The following is a 20599-nucleotide window of genomic DNA, read 5'->3' on the forward strand; positions in this document are numbered from 1 at the left end:
TTAGGGATGTACCGCGTTGGAACCAGTCTCGAATGGCGGCACGAATCGGCCAATACGTTGGATGACGTACCCCTTTGAGCTGGCTTGCCAGCTGCTACAAGGGGGCCGATCGCGCCTACACGCAGAGGTAGCGACTGATGGTGGATTCGTCGACCTTGTCCCGGGTCTCCTCAATCACGAAGCGCCCCTTCTCGATCACCAGGAAGCGGTCGGCGATTTCCAGGGTGAATGACAGCACCTGCTCGGAGACCACAATGGTCAGGTCGCGCAGGTGGCGGATCTCTTTCAAAGTGCGGGCGATGTCCTTGATGATCGACGGCTGGATGCCCTCGGTGGGTTCATCGAGCAACAACACCTTGGGATTGGTCGCCAGTGCCCGGGCAATCGCCAGTTGTTGCTGCTGCCCGCCCGAAAGGTTGCCACCCTTGCGCGAGCGCATGTCGTGGAGCACCGGAAACAACGCATAGAGATCTTCGGGCACCTGGCCCCGGGCCGATGCCGGCAGGCCGGTCTGTATGTTTTCCAACACCGTCATGCTAGGGAAAATCATCCGCCCCTGAGGCACATAGGCGATGCCGTGCTCCACCCGCTCGTGGGTTTCCAGATTCGAGACTTCCTGACCATCGACGCTGACCTGCCCCCGCCACTGCGGAAGGATGCCCATCAAGCTCTTGAACAGCGTGGTCTTGCCCATGCCGTTGCGTCCCATCACGGCGACGATTTCGCGTTTGGCCACGGCCAGGTCGAGGTCGTGAAGGATCTGACTCTGGCCGTAACCACAGGACAGCTTGTCTACGTTGAACATGCCTGCTTCCTCAATGGCCTAAATAGACTTCGATGACTTTCGGGTTGTTCTGCAGCGACTCCATGCTGCCCTCGGCCAGAACCCTGCCCTGATGCAGCACCGTGACCTTATGGGCGATGCTCTTGACGAACTCCATGTCGTGTTCGATCACCAGCACCGAGCGGCCCTGGCTGATGCGCTTGAGCAGTTCCGCAGTCTGTACGCGCTCGTTGACGCTCATCCCTGCGACCGGTTCATCGAGCATCAACAGGTCAGGGTTCTGCATCAGCAGCATGCCGATCTCCAGCCACTGCTTCTGGCCGTGGGACAGCAGGTCGGCCTGTTGCTGCAACAGCTCGCCGAGAAAGATCTCCCGCGCCACCTCTTCAACCCGGGCAATCACTGCGGCACTGCGCTTGAAGAACAACGCGCCAAACACCTTGCGCCCGGCCGGGTAGGACATCTCCAGGTTCTCGAACACCGTGAGGTTTTCGTAGATCGACGGGTTCTGGAATTTGCGCCCGACACCGGCACGGACGATGTTGTACTCGCGCATCTTGGTCAGTTCCTTTCCATCGAACTGGATGCTGCCGCTGGTGGCGCGGGTCTTGCCGCAGATCAGGTCGAGCACCGTGGTCTTGCCTGCGCCGTTGGGCCCGATCACCACCCGCACTTCATTGCGGTCTATGTACAGGTTGAGGTTGTCCACGGCCTTGAAACCGTCGAAGGACACCGTCAGCCCCTCGATAACCAGCACCGGCTTGTTCATCTGAAAACCTACGGCGGTCATGGCTGCGTCTCCAGCGAAGGGCGTTCAGAAGCAGGGGTCGGCGTCTCCGGCAGGGGCGCGGCAACGGCAGCTTGCTGCGGGGTACGCCGCAATAAACGGCCAAGGGTCTGGCGGCCATGGCTGTCCCAGAGTCCGGCCAAACCATTGGGGAAGTACATGACCACGGCAATGAACAGCCCGCCCATCAGGTACAGCCACAATTCGGGGAAGGACTCGGAGAAATAGGTCTTGCCGTAGTTCACCAGCAAGGCCCCATACACCGCGCCGAGCAGCGACATGCGCCCGCCGACAGCGGCAAAGATCACCATCTCGATGGATGGCACGATGCCGACGAACGAAGGCGACATGAAGCCCACCTGCAAGGCGAACATGGCGCCGCCTATGGCCGAGAAGGCAGCGGCGATGCAGAACACGAAAATCTTGAAACTGGCCACGTCATAACCGGAGAAGCGCACCCGCTCCTCTTTATCGCGCATCGCCATCAGCAGCCGCCCGAGCTTCGACGCAAGGACGAAACGGCCGATGAAAATGCAGCCGAACAACAAGGCCGCGTTGATGAAGTACAGCAGCAGCTTGGCGCTGTCACTGCGCAGGTCCCAGCCGAGCAGCGTCTTGAGATCGGTGATGCCGTTGACTCCGCCGGTCAGGCCCTGCTGGCCGACGATCAGCACCGTGAGAATCAGCGCGATGGCCTGGCTGACGATAGAGAAATAAACATCCCCCACCCGCCGCTTGAACAGCGCCATGCCAATGATGAAGGCCAGCACTACCGGCACCAGGATCACCGCCAACAGGGTGAAGCTGAAACTGTGGAACGGTACCCAGAGCCACGGCAGTTCGGTGATCTGGTTCCAGTCCATGAAATCCGGAATGCCCGGCGTCGACTGGATTTTGGTGCTCTGCGGGTCGGAGGCTTCGAGCTTGAGAAACATCGCCATGCAGTAGCCGCCGACGCCGAAGAACACCCCTTGCCCGAGGCTGAGAATGCCGCCATAGCCCCAACACAGCACCAGGCCGACAGCGACGAAGGCATAGGTCAGGTACTTGCCCACCATGTTCAGGCGAAAGGCATCCAGGGTCAGCGGGAAAACCACGAGAATCAGCAGCGCCAACAGGGCCAAGCCCAACAGGTTCTGCTTGCCCGCCAGCATCTTGTCTAAAAGCTTCATTGGCTCGCCTCTACTTGCGCACTTTGATGGAGAACAACCCTTGAGGGCGCAACATCAGGATCAGAATCACCCCGGACAGGGTCAGCACCTTGGCCATCGAACCACTGAGGAAGAACTCCGAGATCGATTGGGTCTGGGCAATGACGAACGCCGACGCAATAGTGCCGAACAGGCTTTGTGCGCCGCCGAAGACCACCACCAGGAAGGTGTCGACTATGTACTGCGAGCCCGCGGTGGGCCCGGTGGAGCCAATGGTGGTAAAGGCCGCGCCGGCCACCCCCGCGACACCACAACCGAGGGCAAAGGTCATGCGGTCGACCTTGCGCGTATTGATGCCCACGGCACGGCTCATCAGCCGGTTTTGCACCGTGGCCCGCACTTGCAGGCCCCAGCGTGAGCGGTAGAGCAAGAGAAAAATGGCCGCGGTGAGCAGCAGAGTCAGGGCCATCATGAACAGGCCGTTGCGCGGGATCTCGATGGACTCGGTGAAGTTGAACGAGCCCATCAGCCACTCCGGCGGCGTGGCGCTGACTTCACGGGCGCCGAACACCGAACGGAAGGTCTGCTGCATCACTAGGGACAGCCCCCAGGTCGCCAGCAATGTGTCCAACGGACGCTTGTAGAGCCGACTGATCATCGCCCACTCCACCAGCCAGCCGATGGCCCCGGCCACCAGAAACGACAAGGCGATGGCGATGAAAAAATAATAGGGTTGAAACCACGGGGCGAAATGACTGGTCAGGCTCGAACAGACATAGGTGGTGTAGGCGCCGATCGTGAGGAACTCGCCGTGGGCCATGTTGATGACCCCCATCTGGCCGAAAATGATCGCCAGCCCCAATGCCATCAACAGCAGCACACAGAACACGGACAAGCCGTTGAACCCCTGCATCGCCGCGATGGCACCAAATTCCGATAGCCATTCCATGATGATGGACTCCTGCTTGGAGGAAGGATGTGGAAAAACGTTGGAGCTCCATCGCCGGCAAGCCAGCTCCTACAGAGTGTTGGAGTCGGCCTGCCGCGATGGCCCAGACCTTACTGATAGCCTTTAGGGAACGGATTCGGCTCGATCAGATCGGACTCGTACACCACTTTGAACTGGCCATCGGGCTGCACTTCACCGATGCGGGTCTTGCTCCACAGGTGATGGTTTTCATGCACTTTGACGTAGCCTTCAGGCGCGGTTTTCAACTCGATGCCCGGCGAGGCTGCAACCACTTTGTCGACATCGAAGCTGCCGGCTTTTTCCACCGCAGCCTTCCACAACCATGGGCCCAGGTACGCGGCCTGGGTCACGTCGCCGATCACCGAATCCTTGCCGTACTTGGCCTTGAAAGCGTCGACGAAGGCTTTGTTGTTGGGGTTGTCCAGGCTCTGGAAGTACTTCATCGAGGCATAGAAACCGGCCATGTTCTCGCCGCCGATGCCCAGCAACTCATCTTCGGTGACCGAGAGAGTGAGCAAGGTCTGCTTGGCCGAATTGACACCCGCCGCATTGAGTTGTTTGTAGAAGGCCACGTTGGAGCCACCCACCACTGCCGCGAACACCACGTCGGGCTTCTTCAACTTGACTTTGTTGATCAGCGAACCGAACTGGGTGTTGCCGAGCGGGTAATAGTCTTCGCCGACCACGGTGCCGTGCAGCACGTTTTCAATGTGCTTGCGGGCAATCTTCATCGAGGTGCGTGGCCAGATATAGTCCGATCCCACCAGGTAGAAGGTTTTGGCGCCTTTGGTCTTGGCGATCCAGTCGAGGCTGGCGAGGATTTGCTGGGTGGCTTCCTGGCCGGTGTAGATCACGTTCTTCGACTGCTCCAGCCCTTCGTAGAAAGTCGGGTAGTAGAGCAGGCCGTTTTCTTTCTCGAAGATCGGCAGCACAGCCTTGCGCGACGCCGAGGTCCAGCAGCCGAACACCGTGGCCACCTTGTCGTTGACCAGAAGCTTCTTGGCCTTCTCGGCGAAGGTCGGCCAGTCGGAGGCGCCGTCTTCTTGGATCACCTTGATCTGCCGACCGAGGATGCCGCCTGAAGCGTTGATCTGCTCAATGGCCAGGCGTTCGGCCTGGATCGAACCGGTCTCGGAAATCGCCATGGTGCCGGTGGCCGAGTGCAACTGGCCGACCGTGACTTCAGTGGCGGTCACCGCCAGGCCGGTGCTATTGGCCTCGTCGGCCCATACACCCTGGCTGAACACACTGGCAGCCAATAGCGACAGGGCCGCCGCCCCCAGCGCCAGGCGGCGCGGCAACAGGCCTTTGGTCCGGATCAATCGTGGTTCCATGCTGCTACTCCTCTGCGGTGACGCTGACAGCTCGCCTTGGGACGGCCGGCAACGGTGGTGGCATCAGCATGGCGGCGCGGATCGGCGACGGGTATACGCAGCCTGACGTAAGCGCATACGTCATTTGACGTAGGGAAAAATGCACCAAGGCGGCGCAGGCTATCGCTCCAGGCACCGCCTGAACGGAACTGCGCGGACACGCGCGCAGCCAACAGTTGGCGCGGCACGACGGCGCGGCGCGGGGCATGAAAATTGCTCGGTTATCCGCCACGGGCACACCCGCCAGGCACGGAGCGCCTTGACCCCAGGAGTCTTTCGCCGTGCTTCCACCTGGCACCCAGCGCATCGCCAAGATCCGTCGCGACTACAACAGCTGGGTCGCCGACGAAACCATGGAAGACTACGCCCTGCGTTACACACCAAAGTCCTTTCGCAGATGGTCGGAGCTGCGCATCGCCAACACCGCCCTGGGCGCGGTGTCGTTCCTGGCCCTGGAGGCGATTGGCGGGGTGCTGGCCCTGAGCTACGGCTTCACCAACACCTTCTGGGCGATCCTCGCCGTGAGCCTGATCATCTTCCTCACCGGCCTGCCCGTCAGCTACTACGCCGCCCGCTACGGCGTCGATATGGACCTGTTGACCCGCGGTGCCGGCTTCGGCTACATCGGCTCGACCATCACCTCACTGATCTACGCCAGCTTCACCTTTCTGTTCTTCGCCCTGGAAGCAGCGATCATGGCCCTGGCCTTGGAGCTGTACTTCCATATCCCATTGGCCTTTGCTTATGTGATCTGCTCTGTGCTGGTGATCCCCCTGGTGGCCTATGGGGTGACCCTGATCAGCCGCCTGCAACTCTGGACCCAGCCGTTGTGGCTGGTGCTGCTGGTGCTGCCCTATCTGTTTGTGCTGCTGAAAAACCCCGAGGCCTTCAGCGACTGGACCAGTTTCCAGGGCCGTGATGCCAGCGGCGACTTCAATCTGCTGGCGTTTTGCGCTGCCTGTACCGTGGCCCTGTCCCTGGTGACGCAGATCGGCGAACAGGTCGACTACCTGCGCTTCCTGCCGGAAAAAACCGCGTCCAACCGCAAGCGCTGGTGGGCCGCCCTGATCTGCGCCGGCCCCGGCTGGATCCTGCCCGGCGCCCTGAAAATGTTCGCTGGCGCCTTCCTGGCGTTTCTCGCCCTGCAACACGAGATCCCCATCGAGCGCGCTACGGAGCCGACCCAGATGTACCTGGTGGCCTTCGGTTATGTGTTCGCCTCGCCGGAATGGGCCCTGGCGGCCATGGTGCTGTTCGTCTTCGTCTCGCAGATGAAGATCAACCTGACCAACGCCTACGCCGGCTCCCTGGCCTGGTCGAACTTTTTCGCCCGGGTCACCCACAGTCACCCCGGCCGCGTAGTTTGGCTGGTGTTCAATGTGGCGATTGCCCTGATGCTGATGGAGCTGGGGGTATTCGACGTCATCGACCAGGTGCTCGGTCTCTACGCCAACATCGCCATCGCCTGGATCGGCTCGGTGGTCGCCGACCTGGTGATCAACAAACCCTTGGGGTTGTCACCGAAATACATCGAGTTCAAGCGCGCTCACCTCTACGACATCAACCCGGTGGGCGTCGGCTCCATGCTGATTGCCTCGCTGCTGTCGGTCCTCGCCCACTTCGGTCTGTTTGGTGCGCTGGCCCAGGCCGCCCCGCCCTTCGTCGCCCTCGGCACCTCGCTGGTCATGACCCCGCTGCTGGCCTGGGCCACACGCAGCCGCTATTACATTGCCCGCACCCGCGATCCGCTACTGCTGCAACCGGTGGCACCGAGCACGCTGATCACCTGCGGCCTGTGCAGCAACCCGTTCGAAACCGCCGACATGGCTTTCTGTCCGGCCTACAGCACGCCCATCTGCTCACTTTGCTGTTCGCTGGACGCGCGTTGCGGAGATCGCTGCAAACCTCACGGGCGTCTGTCGGCGCAGTTCGAAGCGCTGTTGCATTGGTTGCTGCCCAATGCAACGGTGCCACGCCTGCACACCCGGCTAGTGCATTACCTGGGCCTGCTGCTCGCGCTGATCCTGATGCTCAGCGGCGCTCTGGCGCTGATCTATGGCCAGGCCTCCCAGGGACTGCCCCACTCGCCGCAAGCCCAGGCGACGCTGTACCAGGCATTTTTCCAGGCCTTCCTGACGCTCTCGGTACTGGCGGCCATCCTCGCCTGGTGGGTCGTTCTGACGCGGGAAAGCCGCCGCGTGGCCCAGGAAGAATCGGACCGCCAGACCCTGCTGCTGATGCAGGAAATCGAAGCCCACCGCTTGACCGACCAGGCCCTGCAAGATGCCAAGGAGGCTTCCGAGGCGGCCAACGCGGCCAAGAGTCGCTACGTCACCGGACTGTCCCACGAACTGCGTACGCCGTTGAACAGCATCCTCGGTTTTACCCAGATCCTGCAGCGCGACGCGGCCATGCCGGAGCAGCATCAGGATGCCCTGGCGACCATCCTGCGCAGCGGCTCGCACCTGCTGTCGCTGATCGACGGCCTGCTCGATGTGGCCAAGATCGAGGCTGGCAAATTGCGCCTGGAGCCGACGGAAATCCCCTTCCCGGAACTGATCCACGATCTGGAGCTGATGTTCACCCCACAAGCACGGGACAAAGGGTTGCGCTTTAGACTGGAGCTGATCGGCAAGATGCCGGCGGTGGTGCGAGGTGACGAAAAGCGCGTCCGGCAGATCCTCATCAACCTGTTGGGCAATGCGGTCAACTTCACCGACAGCGGCGAGGTCTGCCTGCGGGTCAGTTACATGCGCGAGACGGCAACCTTCGACATCATCGACACGGGTATCGGCATCGACCCCGAGCACATCGAGCGAATCTTCCAGCCTTTCGAACGCGGTGATCTGATGCGCCAGGACAAGGGCGTTGGCCTGGGCCTGACCATTACCCGCATGCTCACCTCGCTGATGGGCGGCGAGTTGCAGGTCAAGAGTCAGCAGGACAAGGGCACCTGTTTCCAGGTGCGCCTGTTTCTCTCGCAAGTACGGGTGCCGCAAGCGGTGATCCATGTCGAACACGACATCATCGGCTACCAGGGGCCGCGACGTCTGGTGCTGGTAGTGGACGACCATGTGGACCATCGCAAGGTCCTCAGCGGCATGCTTACGCCCCTGGGCTTTGAAGTGGTCCAGGCCAGCAACGGCCAGGAAGCGATTCGCCAGGTCGCCCTGCTGGGGCCGGACCTGATTCTCATGGACCTGTCGATGCCGACGATGGATGGCTGGGAAACCAGCCGGCTGATCCGCCGCAATGCGTTGTCCACGGCACCGATCATCGTGATATCGGCCAATGCCTTTAACGACGAGCGCGAGCGCAGCCTGGCCAGTGTCTGCAACGACTACCTTGCCAAGCCGGTACACACCCCGGAGCTGCTTGAGCGGATCCAGAAACAGCTCGACCTGCACTGGCTGCGCCGCGAAAAACCAGCCCCTGCGACATTCCCCGAACCGGGGATATTGCCCTCACAACCTGACCTCATCGCCCTCGGCGAACTCAGCGCCATCGGCTACGTACGCGGTCTGCACGAAAAACTCGACGCCATCCAGGCCGAGACGCCAGCCACCGCCCCTTTCATCAGTTCGCTACGCAAGCTGCTGAAAAATTTTCGCCTGGACGAAATCAACCGCGCCCTCAAGGAGGCAGAAGATGAATGCACTGACCACAGTCGCTGAACCCGGTGTCGTGTTGATTGTGGACGACACCCCGGACAACCTCGCCATGCTCTCCGACGCCCTCAACGATGCCGGCTACATGGTGCTGGTGGCCCTCGACGGGCTCAGCGCCCTGAACCGCATCGAACGCCGGCGTCCAGACCTGATCCTGCTGGATGCGATGATGCCGGGCCTGGACGGCTTCGAGACCTGCCGGCGGATCAAGGAGCAACCGGCCAACGCCGATATTCCGGTGCTGTTCATGACCGCGCTGACGGAAAGCAGGCATGTGGTCCAGGGCTTTGAAGTGGGTGGCAGCGACTACGTGACCAAGCCGATCCAGACCGACGAAGTGCTGGCCCGGGTCGCCGCGCACCTGCGCACCTCGCGCATCCTGCTGTCGGCCCGAGCGGCGTCACAGCCAGCCCCGCCGAGCCTGGACGACGAGCCGGCGCACAGGGTGCTGTCGGCACGCTTTCAGCTCACCGGTCGGGAAGTCGAGGTTCTGCGCTGGGTGGCCTGCGGCAAGACCAACCGCGACATCGGCACCATTCTTGATCTGAGCCCACGCACCGTGAACAAACATCTGGAACATGTGTATGTGAAGTTAGGTGTAGAAACACGCACAGCAGCGACCTCCGTGGCCTTGTCGGCCATGACCGATTCTCGCAACAGTGCTTCAAGGTAAGCCACGATAACCGGACGTATTGTTGGATGAGCACTGGGGCCGTTTTCGTCCATGACAGAACCTGGTGGATGAAGCAGGAACGTTGGAAACGGCTCTGGATTTTCAGCCCTGCCACCCAGGCAATGCGGGGGTATTTTTTAGGCATGAAAAAGCCCAACCTTTCAGATTGGGCTAAGTCATTGAATAATATGGTCGGGACGGAGTGATTCGAACACTCGCCCCCTAGCACCCCATCTCCTTTTGCATACTTCTTGAAAGCTTCGAAAATTTCACTCTGGATTTTTCCAAACGAGTATTTACTTGAGCTCCAGCGGTGTTCTGCTCTACGAGAGTCCAGTAACGTCCATCAAGAGCCGATGTTTTTGTGGGGGGAAAAGTAGGGGTAACTCATCTTATGGCCAAAATCACCATCAAAGAACTCGAGTCGCTGACCGCATGACCTGCGCCGCACGGGGGCGATCCACTCGATATCTTCGGCAGACAACGCCAGCAGACCTGGCTTATCGCCGCAGCCCATGGCTGCAAAAAAAAAACTTCACAGTCTGGACATTCTCTTGGGTGCTCATCGAAATCTCTCCATATCCTTTACCCAGGATCGTGTCCGATCTAATCGGGCACGTTGTGGGCCTGCTGGTGAGGACGTGGTGTCGGTGATTCAGCCGATATCGACATTCATGGCGATATCCCAGGTGCCGCCGCCGTTTTTAGCCAGGCCGATCATCATCAGACCGAGCCACTCGAGCGACTGGGCCATCTGCAGGCCGCCAACATCCAACGGACGTAGCCCGAGACTTTCGAGGAAGGTCGAGACGCGTGCCTTGGCGTCCACATCGTCAGCCGCGATGTACGCGTCGAGGCGTTCATCCTTGGCAAGTACTCGGCCGAAGAGGGTATTGAACGCTTTGACGACATGCGCGCTGGCCGGTGCGCCCTTGGCGATCTCCTGCGCGCCGGAGCTGCCGTAGGGGGTAACGAGGCCCGAGAGATCGGGAGCGATCGGGTTGGTGATATCGATGATCACCTTACCGTCGAGCGCATTCCCGAAGTCGGCCAGCACCGCCACCGCACTGGTGTATGGCACGGCGAGAATGACGATGTCGCCCGCCGGACTGGCGCCGTAAGTGCCGGTGATCGCTGCGGATGCGAGCTTGTCGGCAAGCGCCTGCGCCTTGGCGGGATCGCGGCTGGTCACCTCGACGGTGTGTCCGGCCTTGGCGATACGGCCAGCCACTGCCGTGGCCATGCCTCCCGAACCGATGATGCTGATGGTGCTCATGTTCAGTCTCCGTTATGAAATCAGGTGTTTTCCAGATTTTCCGGACGGGTTACGCCGTCGCGGCCTGGCCACCCGCCGGGCGCAGTGACCCGACGGTTTGCCGTCATCAGTCGGCCGGGAAGTAATGACCGTTATCAAGATCGGCGAAGAGTCCGGGCTGGGTCGGTTCCCAGCCAAGAACCCGGCGCGTGATGGCGTTCGACGCGGGGAGGCCTAGCGTGGCCATTGCCCGCGCCTTGGCGGCGTCACGACTCATCACCTCGACAATATGTCCGGCCTTGGCGGCGAGGCCGCCGATCGCTGCGGCCACGTCACCCGAGCCGATGCTGCTGATAGTGCTCATGTGCAGTTCCCTTACAGAGATGGGTTGAGCATTCGAAAGACTGCCGGCGTGTTCCGTCGACCTCATTCAACGTACGATCCATGCTGGTCGCATCACTTGCAAAAAGCAAGTGAACAACAGAAATTTACTTGCACGACGCAAGCGATGCTAAGATCCCGCCATGAAAAAGACCCTTAAAGAAGACTTCCGGTCCCATTGCGCGGTGAACTACGGCGTGGAGATTTTCGGCGACCGGTGGTCGCTCCTGATCATTCGCGACATCATTTTTGTTGGAAAGAAAACCTATGGAGACTTCCTGAAATCGGAAGAGGGAATTGCAACCAATGTCCTTGCTTCCCGACTTGCCTTCCTGGAGGAACAAGGCGTTCTCTCGAAGGCCCCCAGCCCCGACGACAGACGCAAGGACTTCTACACGTTGACCGAGAAGGGTCTGGACCTCATTCCCATCGTGATCAACATTGTGCTCTGGAGCGCGAAGCATGATTCGAAGTCGTACGTGCGGCGCCGCGAGGAGTTTGTTGCTCGATTAAGTCAAGATCCGATGCGGGTGAGCGAGGAAGTGAAGGCGCTGGTCCGCAATGGCGGGTGCATCTTTCCCGAGGGTGGGGGGTGAACAAGGCGGTAAAATGCGCCCTGTTACCGCGCAATTGCCACCTGTCCAATCAATCGAACTTGATCAAATCCTTAAAGATCAGTTGTCCCCAGCTATTGCCGCGCGCCTGCACCAGCAGTCCACCTTCCGAAAGCCCGCCAAGTTTGACCGGCGAAAAACCGAGATTTTCCGCAAGCGCACCAATCTCCGTGGCGGCGTCGTCATCGTCGCTCGCCAGGAACACGACTCTCCTGCCTCCCTGTACGGCCGGGTCCTGACCTAGAACGGCAGCGACCAAATGGTTGAAGCCCTTGACCAGTCTTGCGCCCGCGAAGGCCTGCGCAACGACCTTGGAGGAAGGCTGTCCTCCCAGTTCCTCAGGAGGCACACCGTAGGCATTGGTCACATCGATGATGGTCTTGCCCTTCCAGATCGGCAGCGCCTTTGCGACTTCCCGGTGCGACTCGTAACGGACCGCCAAGAAGACGATGTCCGCTTCGATGGCTTGCGCCAGTGTTTTTGGAATAATCCCGGGGCCTATCGCGGCCGCATCGGCTGCAAAACTTTCCGGGTCGCGTGTGGTTGCAACGGATACTTCGATGCCTTTGCGGGCAAACGCCTTGGCAAGCGCCTGGCCGAGCTTGCCGAAGCCGATGATTGCGTAACTCATAAAAATCTCCTTTGGTCTGCCACGCCCTGCGGGCTCCAAGGATGGAGTGGAGTCACCGCCCGGGCGTAGCGAATCAGATTTGCGCCAGGCCGCCGTCGACGGCGACCTCACTGGCGGTCATGAAGCTGCTGTCCTGCGACGCGAGAAAGGCGGCCACCGCTCCGATCTCCACCGGCTCGGCCATGCGCTGGAGCGGATTCATCGAGGCAAAAACCTTCATGCCTTCCTCGCCGAGCGCTGCCTTCGCGAGTTCGGTCGCCGTCGGCCCGGGCGACAGCACGTTGATCCGAATGCCGGAGCCCTTCAGGTCCTGCGCCCAAGTCCGGGCGAGGTTGCGCACTGCCGCCTTGCTTGCGCTGTAGACGCTGAATGCCGGGGCGCCCGTGGTGCCGGCGCTCGATCCGGTCAGGATGATCGAACCGCCCTGCCCCATCAGCGGCAGCGCCTTCTGGACCGTGAAGATCAAGCCCTTCACGTTGGTCTCGAAAGTTTCGTCAATGTGCTCGGCGGTAATATTGCCGAGCGCAAGCGGGCTTCCCGTGCCGGCATTGGCGAAGACGATGTCGAGGGTTCCGCGCTCGGCCTTTACCGCCGTGTAGAGTCGATCGAGGTCGGCAAGATCGGAGACCGAGCCCTTCACCGCGCGGGCATTGGGCCCGAGGTCGGCCATGGCGGCGTCGAGCGCTTCCTGGCGGCGGCCGAAGATGAAGACGAAGGCGCCTTCCTCGATGAAGCGCTTCGCGGCGGCGAGGCCGATACCGGTAGCGCCGCCGGTGATCACGGCGGTCTTTCCATTCAGTCTGGTCATGATGTGCATCCTTCGTTGGCGTTGTAACCAAGCAGGAAATTGCTTGCTTGAGACGAGGATGCAGCGCTGATAACCTAAGGACAAGTATGCACCTTTTGGTAAGTATCAAAAAATGACAACGACATCTGAAATCTGCGACACCGGTTGCGGGCTCAACGCCACGCTACGCATCATCTCGGGCAAGTGGAAACCGCTGGTCCTGTTTTTCCTGCGCGGCGGCCCGAAACGCTATGGCGAGCTCAAGCGTTTGATGCCTGGCGTCAGCGACAAGGTCCTGATCCAGCAGTTGAAGGATCTGGAAGCCGATCAGGTGCTTGCACGGACCGATTACAAGGAAGTGCCCCCGCGCGTGGACTACACGTTGACCCCCCTGGGCCATAGCCTGGCTGAGGCGATCGTTCCCCTGTGCACCTGGGGAACCGAGAACGCTGCGCAAATGGCAAGCATCTTCGCCAAGCGCGACGCGTTGGCGTAGATGGATGCAGACAAATCGCTGATTGGTTGGGGGGCAAGTCTCGAGTATTTACGCTTTTTGCTTCATCAGATCCCGCTGAACCAGTTATAGCCCTGATCTTCCCAATACCCGCCTGGATTATCATGGCTGACGAAAATCTCAACGATATGCTTGGGATTTTTGAAGCCCAGCTTGGTCGGTACTCGAACCCGTAGTGGATAGCCATACTCCGGCGGCAACGCGACTTCGCCGTAATCCAGTGCCAGAAGCGTTTGCGGATGCAATGCCGTCGGCATGTCCAGGCTGGAGTAATAACGGTCAGCACACTTGAAGCCGACAAATTTAGCCGTGGTGTCGGCCCCAATGTGTTCCAGGAAGGTTTTCAGCGGCACGCCACCCCACTGCCCGATGGCGCTCCAGCCTTCAACACAGATCAGACGCGTAATGTCAGTGCGCTGCGGCAGTTTGCGCAAGCCTTCGAGCGTCCACGGCGCCTTGTCCCGTACCCGTCCGGAGACGGCCAGCGAATAATCGGACAGGTCCACCTCAGGTATATCGTCCTGACCGTAGAATGCATTGAATGGAAATGGCGTGGTCATTTGCGCCTTGGTGAAGGTCGGCGCCAGTTTCTGCCCGCTGAACAGCCAGGCCTGAACCCGGTCGTTCCAGCGCGACATCGCCCACAGCACCTTATCGACCTGATCGCCGTCCTGCAGGTTACAACCGCTCAGCATCGCCATCGCACCGACGGTCAAGCCACCCCGGAGAAAGTTCCGGCGCTGGATATTTTCCAGCTGAAGCTGCTGTGCGGGCTCAAGCTTGATGCGCTGAATCGCGTGCTTTTCGGGTTCAATCATGGTCGGTTTTTCCGCTTTCAATGGGCCGTACGCCACCCGTGATCATGGGCAGCAAGGTTTTCGGCACCAGCATCACCAAAGTCAGATGCACAATCACGAACGCGCCAATCACCGCCATCGCCGCGAAATGCACGTACCGGGCAATGTCGTAGCCGCCCAGGAGCGCGACCAGTTCTTGCAGTTGGATGGGCTTCCAGATCGCCAGCCCCGAGACGACGACCAGTACCCCTGCCGCCAGCACCATCCAATACATCAAGCGCTGCACCGCGTTGTAAACGCCCTTCTCGTGCACCAGTCGAAAACGCAGTGCATCGGTCAAATCATGTTTTAGCGCCGGGAGGCTGATCGGCAACCAATCACGTTTGAAATGGCGGCTGATCAACCCGTACAGCACATAGACAAGGCCGTTGATGAACAGCAGCCACATAAACGCAAAGTGCCAGGCCAGTGAGCCGCCAAGCCATCCGCCCACCGTCAACGCCACCGGAAACTTGAAGGCGAACAACGGAGAGGCGTTGTAAATCGCCCAACCGCTCATGAACATGCAGGTCATGCCGATGGCGTTGAGCCAATGGGTGAGGCGGACGGGCCAGGAATGGATTGATTCTTTACTCATGTTTTTCCCACTCAGAAACCATCCGTGCGCTGGAGCGATGCCGGACGACGTCGCTCCAACCTGTTCAGGTGATTACATCGGTGGCTGGAACCCATCCTTACCGACGGCAATACCGCGTGCGGTTGTGCCGCCCTCGGCCGGGAACACGACAATTTTCGCGCCTTTGACCAACTCACTGGCTTTGCCTGGTTCTACGTAGGCGATGGGTACATCTTCCGGCACGACGAGTTGCTTCTCGCCGCCCTTGTAATTGACGGTCAGCGTGCGGCCATTGGTTTTGGACAATTTGCCCACGGTGCCGTTGGTCATGGTGCCTGTGCTGCCATCCGCGTTTTGCCAGCCATAGTGACCTTCACCGCTGCCCTTGAGGCTGGACTCGAATACGGTGACTTCCAGCGCCTTCAGCGAACCGTCGGCCTGTGGAATGGCCGCAGAGCCAACGAAGCTGTCGGCTTTGATCGAATCGATATCAGTCTTTGATACCCGGTTGATACCGGTCTTGTCAGTCAGGCCTATGGTCTGCTGTGCGCCGGAACGGGTGGTGAAGGTCAGCGTGTTGTTGCTGACACTTTCGACGGTGCCCCGCAGCGGCTTGATCACCGGCATATCGGCCGCAGTGGCCATGACAGCGGCACTGAGCATCAGCAAACCGAAGGTGGTGGACAGAGCAGTCTTGAGCTTCATTGCGACAATTCCTCACGGGTTTAAGTGCCGCTATCCTCGCCCTCGGATCGGGACCTCACGATGACCGCCGAATGACATTTCTGTCATTCGCAACGACGCCTTTACGAATGACAGAAATGTAACCGACTCAACCTTCTCAGCTGGTTACACTGCAATTCTGAAACACCGATACCGCGGGTTGAATCCCGTTATACAAGAGACCCGAGCGCCCCCTGACGATGCATATCCTGCTGATCGAAGACGACACCAAAACCGGCGAGTACCTGAAAAAGGGACTTGGCGAGTCCGGCTACAACGTCGACTGGACCCAGCACGGCGCCGATGGCTTGCACATGGCGCTGCAAACGTCCTACGACCTGATCGTGCTGGATGTGATGTTGCCCGGCATCGACGGATTTCAAATCATCGAGCTATTGCGCGCCAAGCAAGATGTGCCGGTGCTGTTTCTCACCGCTCGCGATCAGTTGCATGACCGTATTCGCGGTTTGGAACTGGGCGCCGATGACTATCTGGTCAAACCGTTTTCCTTCACCGAATTGCTGTTGCGCATTCGCACCATCCTGCGCCGTGGCGTGGTGCGCGAAGCCGATCATTTCCACATCGCCGACCTGGAGCTGGACCTGGTGCGTCGCCGCGTCACGCGCCAGCAGCAAGTGATTGTGTTGACCAACAAGGAGTTCGCCCTGCTGCATCTGTTTCTGCGCCGCGAAGGCGATGTCCTGTCCCGGGCGCAAATTGCTTCGGAAGTCTGGGACATGAATTTCGACAGCGATACCAACGTCGTGGACGTGGCCGTCAAACGCCTGCGCAACAAGGTCGACCAGCCCTACCCGATCAAACTGATCCATACCATTCGCGGTATCGGCTATGTGTGCGAGGTGAGGCCATGCGGACCCGACGCCAACCATCCCTGACCCTGCGCTCGACCCTGGCGTTCTCGCTGGTGGCCATGCTCGCCGTGGCCGGGGCCGGGTTTTATCTGTACCAGTCGATGAAAGCCTCGGTACTGATCTACAGCGATCACGCGGTCATGGGCCGTCTGGATCACTTCCGTAAATTGCTGCATTACGAACTGGCCATCGAGAAGCTGCGTGACAGCCCGCAGATTTTCAAGAACATGCTCGACAGCGAAGACGATATTTTCATCATCGAGGAGCCCGGGCAGCAGCCGGTGATCCTGGTCAATCCATTGAACGTCACGCTGCCCGATCTGCCCGTGATCGGCCCAGAGGCGAAACCGAGCGTCAACGACCTGCGCAGCGGCGTGACCGACTCCGGAGCACCGCTGCGCGCCGCTTCCGTACAAACCACCTCGGGCGGGCGCGAAGTTCGCCTGACTGCCGCGCACATCATGGGCAAGGAAATGGCCATGCTCGCGGCGTTTCGCGAACGTATTTACCTGGCCGTGACCTTGGCCTTTCTGCTCACGGCGGTGCTCGGTTACGTGCTGCTACGACGCGGTCTGCGCCCGTTGCGCAAAATGGCCGCCCATGCGGCAAACATAACGCCTGAGCGGCTCGACAGCCGGATGGACAGTGCCGACACGCCGGTTGAACTGCAACAATTGAGTGACGCCTACAACGCGATGCTCGACCGCCTTGCCAAGGGTTATCAACGACTGACGCAGTTCTCCGCCGACCTGGCTCACGAAATACGCACGCCGGTGGGTTCGTTGATGGGGCATTGCCAGGTCGCCCTGCGCCAGCCCCGTAGCGAGGATGACTACCAGGCGCTTATCGCCTCGAACCTTGAGGAACTGGAGCGTATTTCCCGGATCGTCGAAAGCATCCTGTTCCTCGCTCGCGCCGACGAAGCGCAATCGCTGGTCGAGCGCCAGCCACTGTCGCTGCATGACGAATCACAGCGCATCGCGGGTTATTTCGAAGGTCTGGCCGAAGAGCGGCAGATGTCCATCAAGATTCTGGGCGATGGCACCGTGCACGCGGACCCTTTGCTGCTGCGCCGAGCGCTGAGCAATCTGGTCGCCAACGCGATTCGCTACGCCGACGAAGGCAGTGAAATTCTGATGCGCGTCGTTGCAGTCGACGGCGGATGCCGAATTGAAGTGGAGAATCAGGGCCCCGTGCTAAGCGACGAAACCCTGAGCAAACTGTTCGACCGGTTTTACCGCGGCGATGCCTCCCGCCACCAAAGCTCCGACTCCTACGGCCTCGGCCTGGCCATCGTCATGGCGATCATGCAATTGCACGGTGGTACTGTGAGTGTCGAACAGCCCAAGCCCGGGACCATCCGTTTTTCGCTTTTATTCCCCACTGCCTGAGTGACACAACCGGACATCGCTTAGATTTGTGAGAGGCCACCGTCGACCATCAGTTCTACGCCGTTGACATAACTGGCGTCAGCGGAGGCAAGGAACAGTGCGGACGACGCTATTTGTTCCGGCTGGGCCATGTAGCCCAGCGGCACGATTTGTCCTACATGATTTCTGAGGGCTTCGATCTGGCTCTCATCCATCTTCAGTCCGTTGTCCATCAACGGCGTCCGGGTAAAACCAGGGCTGAGCACGTTCGCGCGAATCTTTCGGCCTTTGAGTTCATTGGCCCAAGTACGTGCAAATGAACGCACCGCCGCCTTTGACGCATTGTAAAGACTCAGGCCTTCCATCCCGTTGCTGGAACAAATGGAAGCGGTCAGCACGATTGACGAGCCATCCTTCATCAATGGCAACAGCGTCTGCACAGTGAAAAATACGCCCTTAACGTTAATATCGAACATCGTGTAATAAGCGGCTTCAGTCGTTTCGCCTACGGGATTTTTTTCGCAGATACCGGCATTGGCAAACACCGCGTCGAGTTGGCCATCACGGCTTTCGACCAATGCCTTGAGCGAATCCAGATCGGCCTGCTGAGCGACATCGGACACCACTGCCACGGCATTCTCGCCCAATGCGGTAACCGCGGCGTCCAACGTCGCCGCCGAGCGACCAGTGATATAGACGCGTTTGGCGCCCTCGGCTAACAGCGCGTGGGCAATCGCAAAGCCGATTCCAGTCGAGCCGCCCGTGACGACCGCTACTTGATTGATAAATTTACCCGTCATGTTTTGACTCCTAAGTAACGTATTTAGGCTGAGTTGAACAGTTGGCTGCTGCTCGGCGCTGGCGTCAGTCACGGTTCGGGCTGATCGAAACGCCGAAAGGAGCAGCCGATTTTGTTGAACAAGGCATCGAGGCATAAACGGACAGCAGCGCTGAAACGACCAGGCAAGCAGCGATACCCAGCAGGGTGGCAATGAATCCGGTGGCAAGGGAGGAAGGGCTTTGCGCGGGAGCGGCCAGTGCGTAAAACACACCACCTAGGACCGCCACCCCAAGCGCGGCGCTGATCTGCAAGGCCGAATTGACTACCCCGGAGATCATTCCCGATCCGCCGGGTGGTGCGCGATCTATCACGGTTCGAATAAGGGTTGGCAGCGCCCAGCCCTGGCCAAACCCGAGCAAGCCCACCGCCAGGATCACTAGCGCCAGTCGAGGGCTCTGTCCTGTCGGCGCGGCTGCGACCGCCGCGCTCAGGATCAGGCATCCCAGGACCTCGAGCATCATGCCCATGGCGGGTACAAAACGGCCGAACAAGCGGATGGCAAAGGGCGTTGTCAAAGGGCCGATCAGAAAGCCCGCGCCAAACGGGACGAACATCATCCCCGAGATCAATGGCGTTGCACCCAGCGCGTCCTGTAGATAAATCGAAAACGTCAGGAAGAATGCCGATACCACGTAGAAGAACAGTACACCCGTCAGTCCGGCCACCAAGCCGCGTGCTCGACTGAGTTGCGGACTGACCAAGGGCGTGCCGCCCCGACGCTCCAGCGCGATCTCGTAGCGCCAAAAGACAGCAGCGGCTAGCGGCGAGCCGAGCAGCAACAGACAAAGCCACCAGGGCCAACCGGCTTCCCGGCCTTCAACCAACGGTACCACCAGCAGCCCGACCGTCAGCGCACACAGCAGCACGCCAATGCGATCCAGCGGCACCGGAACTTGGCTCCGGGTATCGGGAAGCAACCGTATCCCGCCCATAAACACAGCGATGACGATGGGCAGATTGATCAAGAAAACTGCACGCCATTGCAGGCCCCAGACATTCATCGATATCAGCCAGCCCCCCAGTGCCTGGGCGACCACCGCCGCGAAGCCGATCGTTGCGCCATACACCGCTAACGCACGCGAACGTTCATGCTCCGGGAACAGGCTGTGGATGGACGCCAGTCCCTGCGGTGCCATCGCCGCAGCGCTCAGACCTTGCAACACACGTCCGCCGATCAACACCGTCGGCGAGTTGGCCAGGCCACACATCAAGGAAGCAACGCCGAAGCCGGCCATGCCCGCGAAGAACACTCGGCGGCGGCCAAACAGGTCACCCAGCCGACCGCCCGTGATCAGGAAGACGGCGTAAGTGGCGGCATAGCCTGAAATGACCCATTCGACCTGCGCCGGTGTAATCGCCAGGCCGCTGCGAATGGACGGCAACGCCACATTGACGATGAAAAAATCCAGCGGCGGAAGAAAGGCGCCGACGAGAAGAACAGCGAAAGCAAACCATCGGCGCGACTCGGCTGCTGGGCCGCGATCCAGTTTGGATGTCATTGGGCAACTCCAGAAAGTTACGACTAGCGCAGGCTGACTTCATGTTCACTCAGGTGCGCTGCCTGACAGATGAAACGGCAAGCCTCAGGGTTTGTTGCCGTCGTTGAGGTCTATTGTCGAAGTCAACGAGCGATGGCGGCACTGCCAGGGATGCACATTCCTCGTACATTTTTGTAAGGCCGCCACCCGTTGTGCGGAGCGTCTTCAGTCAGGGGCAAAAGCCGACTTGAAATGCTCGCTTCCAGCAATGGGCATATGCGGCAACTTCCGCCAGCTCTGTTGCGCCATGGGGT

General features: G+C 60.0%; 20 protein-coding genes. 6 read left to right on the forward strand and 14 right to left on the reverse strand.

Annotated features, from left to right (window positions below; all coding sequences use genetic code 11):
• Positions 1-115 precede the first annotated feature (115 nt).
• The 5 genes from urtE to urtA all read right to left on the reverse strand — a co-directional run bounded on the left by urtE (position 116) and on the right by urtA (position 5026).
• The gene (gene urtE, locus BM321_RS07975; RefSeq protein WP_063320404.1) at positions 116-805 is read right to left on the reverse strand and encodes an urea ABC transporter ATP-binding subunit UrtE; all 690 of its coding nucleotides are present in this window, start codon (positions 803-805) and stop codon (positions 116-118) included.
• Between the two features lie 10 nt (positions 806-815).
• Positions 816-1574: an urea ABC transporter ATP-binding protein UrtD gene (gene urtD / locus BM321_RS07980; RefSeq protein WP_092442130.1), complete on the reverse strand. Its 759-nt coding sequence runs from the start codon at positions 1572-1574 to the stop codon at positions 816-818.
• Positions 1571-2743, reverse strand: coding sequence for an urea ABC transporter permease subunit UrtC (gene urtC / locus BM321_RS07985; RefSeq protein WP_092442131.1), 1173 nt, complete (start codon positions 2741-2743; stop codon positions 1571-1573). The genes urtD and urtC overlap by 4 nt, the downstream gene beginning before the upstream one ends.
• 10 nt (positions 2744-2753) lie before the next feature.
• On the reverse strand, positions 2754-3671 hold the full coding sequence (gene urtB / locus BM321_RS07990) for an urea ABC transporter permease subunit UrtB (RefSeq protein ID WP_063320401.1): 918 nt from the start codon (positions 3669-3671) through the stop codon (positions 2754-2756).
• 110 nt (positions 3672-3781) lie between these two features.
• Positions 3782-5026 carry an urea ABC transporter substrate-binding protein gene (gene urtA / locus BM321_RS07995; RefSeq protein WP_058542510.1) on the reverse strand — a complete coding sequence of 415 codons (1245 nt, stop codon included), beginning with the start codon at positions 5024-5026 and terminating at the stop codon, positions 3782-3784.
• 320 nt (positions 5027-5346) lie between these two features.
• On the opposite strand from urtA, the gene BM321_RS08000 reads away from it, so the two are divergent.
• Entirely contained in the window at positions 5347-8739 is a 3393-nt protein-coding gene (locus tag BM321_RS08000; RefSeq protein WP_092442132.1) for an ATP-binding protein, read from the forward strand.
• On the forward strand, positions 8714-9406 hold the full coding sequence (locus BM321_RS08005; protein ID WP_092144399.1) for a response regulator: 693 nt from the start codon (positions 8714-8716) through the stop codon (positions 9404-9406). Before BM321_RS08000 ends, BM321_RS08005 begins: the two co-directional genes overlap by 26 nt.
• 655 nt (positions 9407-10061) lie before the next feature.
• Here the strand turns inward: BM321_RS08005 and BM321_RS08020 are convergent.
• Both BM321_RS08020 and BM321_RS30800 read right to left on the reverse strand, forming a co-directional pair.
• Positions 10062-10682 carry an NADPH-dependent F420 reductase gene (locus BM321_RS08020; RefSeq protein WP_092442134.1) on the reverse strand — a complete coding sequence of 207 codons (621 nt, stop codon included), beginning with the start codon at positions 10680-10682 and terminating at the stop codon, positions 10062-10064.
• A gap of 106 nt (positions 10683-10788) precedes the next feature.
• On the reverse strand, positions 10789-11025 hold the full coding sequence (locus tag BM321_RS30800) for a hypothetical protein (protein ID WP_092442176.1): 237 nt from the start codon (positions 11023-11025) through the stop codon (positions 10789-10791).
• Between the two features lie 160 nt (positions 11026-11185).
• Here BM321_RS30800 and BM321_RS08030 point away from each other — a divergent pair, with 160 nt between their 5' ends.
• Positions 11186-11638, forward strand: coding sequence for a winged helix-turn-helix transcriptional regulator (locus tag BM321_RS08030; RefSeq protein ID WP_092327453.1), 453 nt, complete (start codon positions 11186-11188; stop codon positions 11636-11638).
• Between the two features lie 49 nt (positions 11639-11687).
• On the opposite strand, the gene BM321_RS08035 is transcribed toward BM321_RS08030, so the two are convergent.
• Both BM321_RS08035 and BM321_RS08040 read right to left on the reverse strand, forming a co-directional pair.
• Complete coding sequence (locus BM321_RS08035) at positions 11688-12287, reverse strand: NADPH-dependent F420 reductase (protein WP_092442135.1); 600 nt, start codon at positions 12285-12287, stop codon at positions 11688-11690.
• Between the two features lie 73 nt (positions 12288-12360).
• Complete coding sequence (locus BM321_RS08040; protein ID WP_092442136.1) at positions 12361-13095, reverse strand: SDR family NAD(P)-dependent oxidoreductase; 735 nt, start codon at positions 13093-13095, stop codon at positions 12361-12363.
• Positions 13096-13207: 112 nt separating this feature from the next.
• Here BM321_RS08040 and BM321_RS08045 point away from each other — a divergent pair, with 112 nt between their 5' ends.
• Positions 13208-13570 (forward strand): winged helix-turn-helix transcriptional regulator, encoded by a 363-nt coding sequence (locus BM321_RS08045; RefSeq protein WP_092327449.1) that lies wholly within the window; start codon positions 13208-13210, stop codon positions 13568-13570.
• Between the two features lie 65 nt (positions 13571-13635).
• On the opposite strand, the gene BM321_RS08050 is transcribed toward BM321_RS08045, so the two are convergent.
• The 3 genes from BM321_RS08050 to BM321_RS08060 form a co-directional block, all read right to left on the reverse strand.
• Positions 13636-14406 carry a molybdopterin-dependent oxidoreductase gene (locus BM321_RS08050; protein ID WP_092442137.1) on the reverse strand — a complete coding sequence of 257 codons (771 nt, stop codon included), beginning with the start codon at positions 14404-14406 and terminating at the stop codon, positions 13636-13638.
• Complete coding sequence (locus BM321_RS08055; protein ID WP_092442138.1) at positions 14399-15022, reverse strand: cytochrome b/b6 domain-containing protein; 624 nt, start codon at positions 15020-15022, stop codon at positions 14399-14401. The genes BM321_RS08050 and BM321_RS08055 overlap by 8 nt, the downstream gene beginning before the upstream one ends.
• 72 nt (positions 15023-15094) lie before the next feature.
• Positions 15095-15706 carry a hypothetical protein gene (locus tag BM321_RS08060; RefSeq protein ID WP_092442139.1) on the reverse strand — a complete coding sequence of 204 codons (612 nt, stop codon included), beginning with the start codon at positions 15704-15706 and terminating at the stop codon, positions 15095-15097.
• 218 nt (positions 15707-15924) lie between these two features.
• Here BM321_RS08060 and BM321_RS08065 point away from each other — a divergent pair, with 218 nt between their 5' ends.
• Positions 15925-16620, forward strand: a complete 696-nt coding sequence (locus tag BM321_RS08065; RefSeq protein WP_092442140.1) for a heavy metal response regulator transcription factor — start codon at positions 15925-15927, stop codon at positions 16618-16620.
• A complete protein-coding gene (locus tag BM321_RS08070; RefSeq protein WP_092442141.1) occupies positions 16593-17987 on the forward strand; it encodes a heavy metal sensor histidine kinase in 1395 nt (464 codons plus the stop codon). Before BM321_RS08065 ends, BM321_RS08070 begins: the two co-directional genes overlap by 28 nt.
• Before the next feature lie 20 nt (positions 17988-18007).
• Here the strand turns inward: BM321_RS08070 and BM321_RS08075 are convergent, their stop codons facing one another.
• Together BM321_RS08075 and BM321_RS08080 are read right to left on the reverse strand one after the other, a co-directional pair.
• Entirely contained in the window at positions 18008-18766 is a 759-nt protein-coding gene (locus BM321_RS08075) for an SDR family NAD(P)-dependent oxidoreductase (RefSeq protein WP_092442142.1), read from the reverse strand.
• A gap of 64 nt (positions 18767-18830) precedes the next feature.
• Positions 18831-20306 carry an MFS transporter gene (locus BM321_RS08080; RefSeq protein WP_092442143.1) on the reverse strand — a complete coding sequence of 492 codons (1476 nt, stop codon included), beginning with the start codon at positions 20304-20306 and terminating at the stop codon, positions 18831-18833.
• Between the last annotated feature and the right edge of the window lie 293 nt (positions 20307-20599).

The organism is Pseudomonas sp. NFIX10 (assembly GCF_900111955.1).
Classification (GTDB): Bacteria; Pseudomonadota; Gammaproteobacteria; order Pseudomonadales; family Pseudomonadaceae; genus Aquipseudomonas; species Aquipseudomonas fluorescens_AA.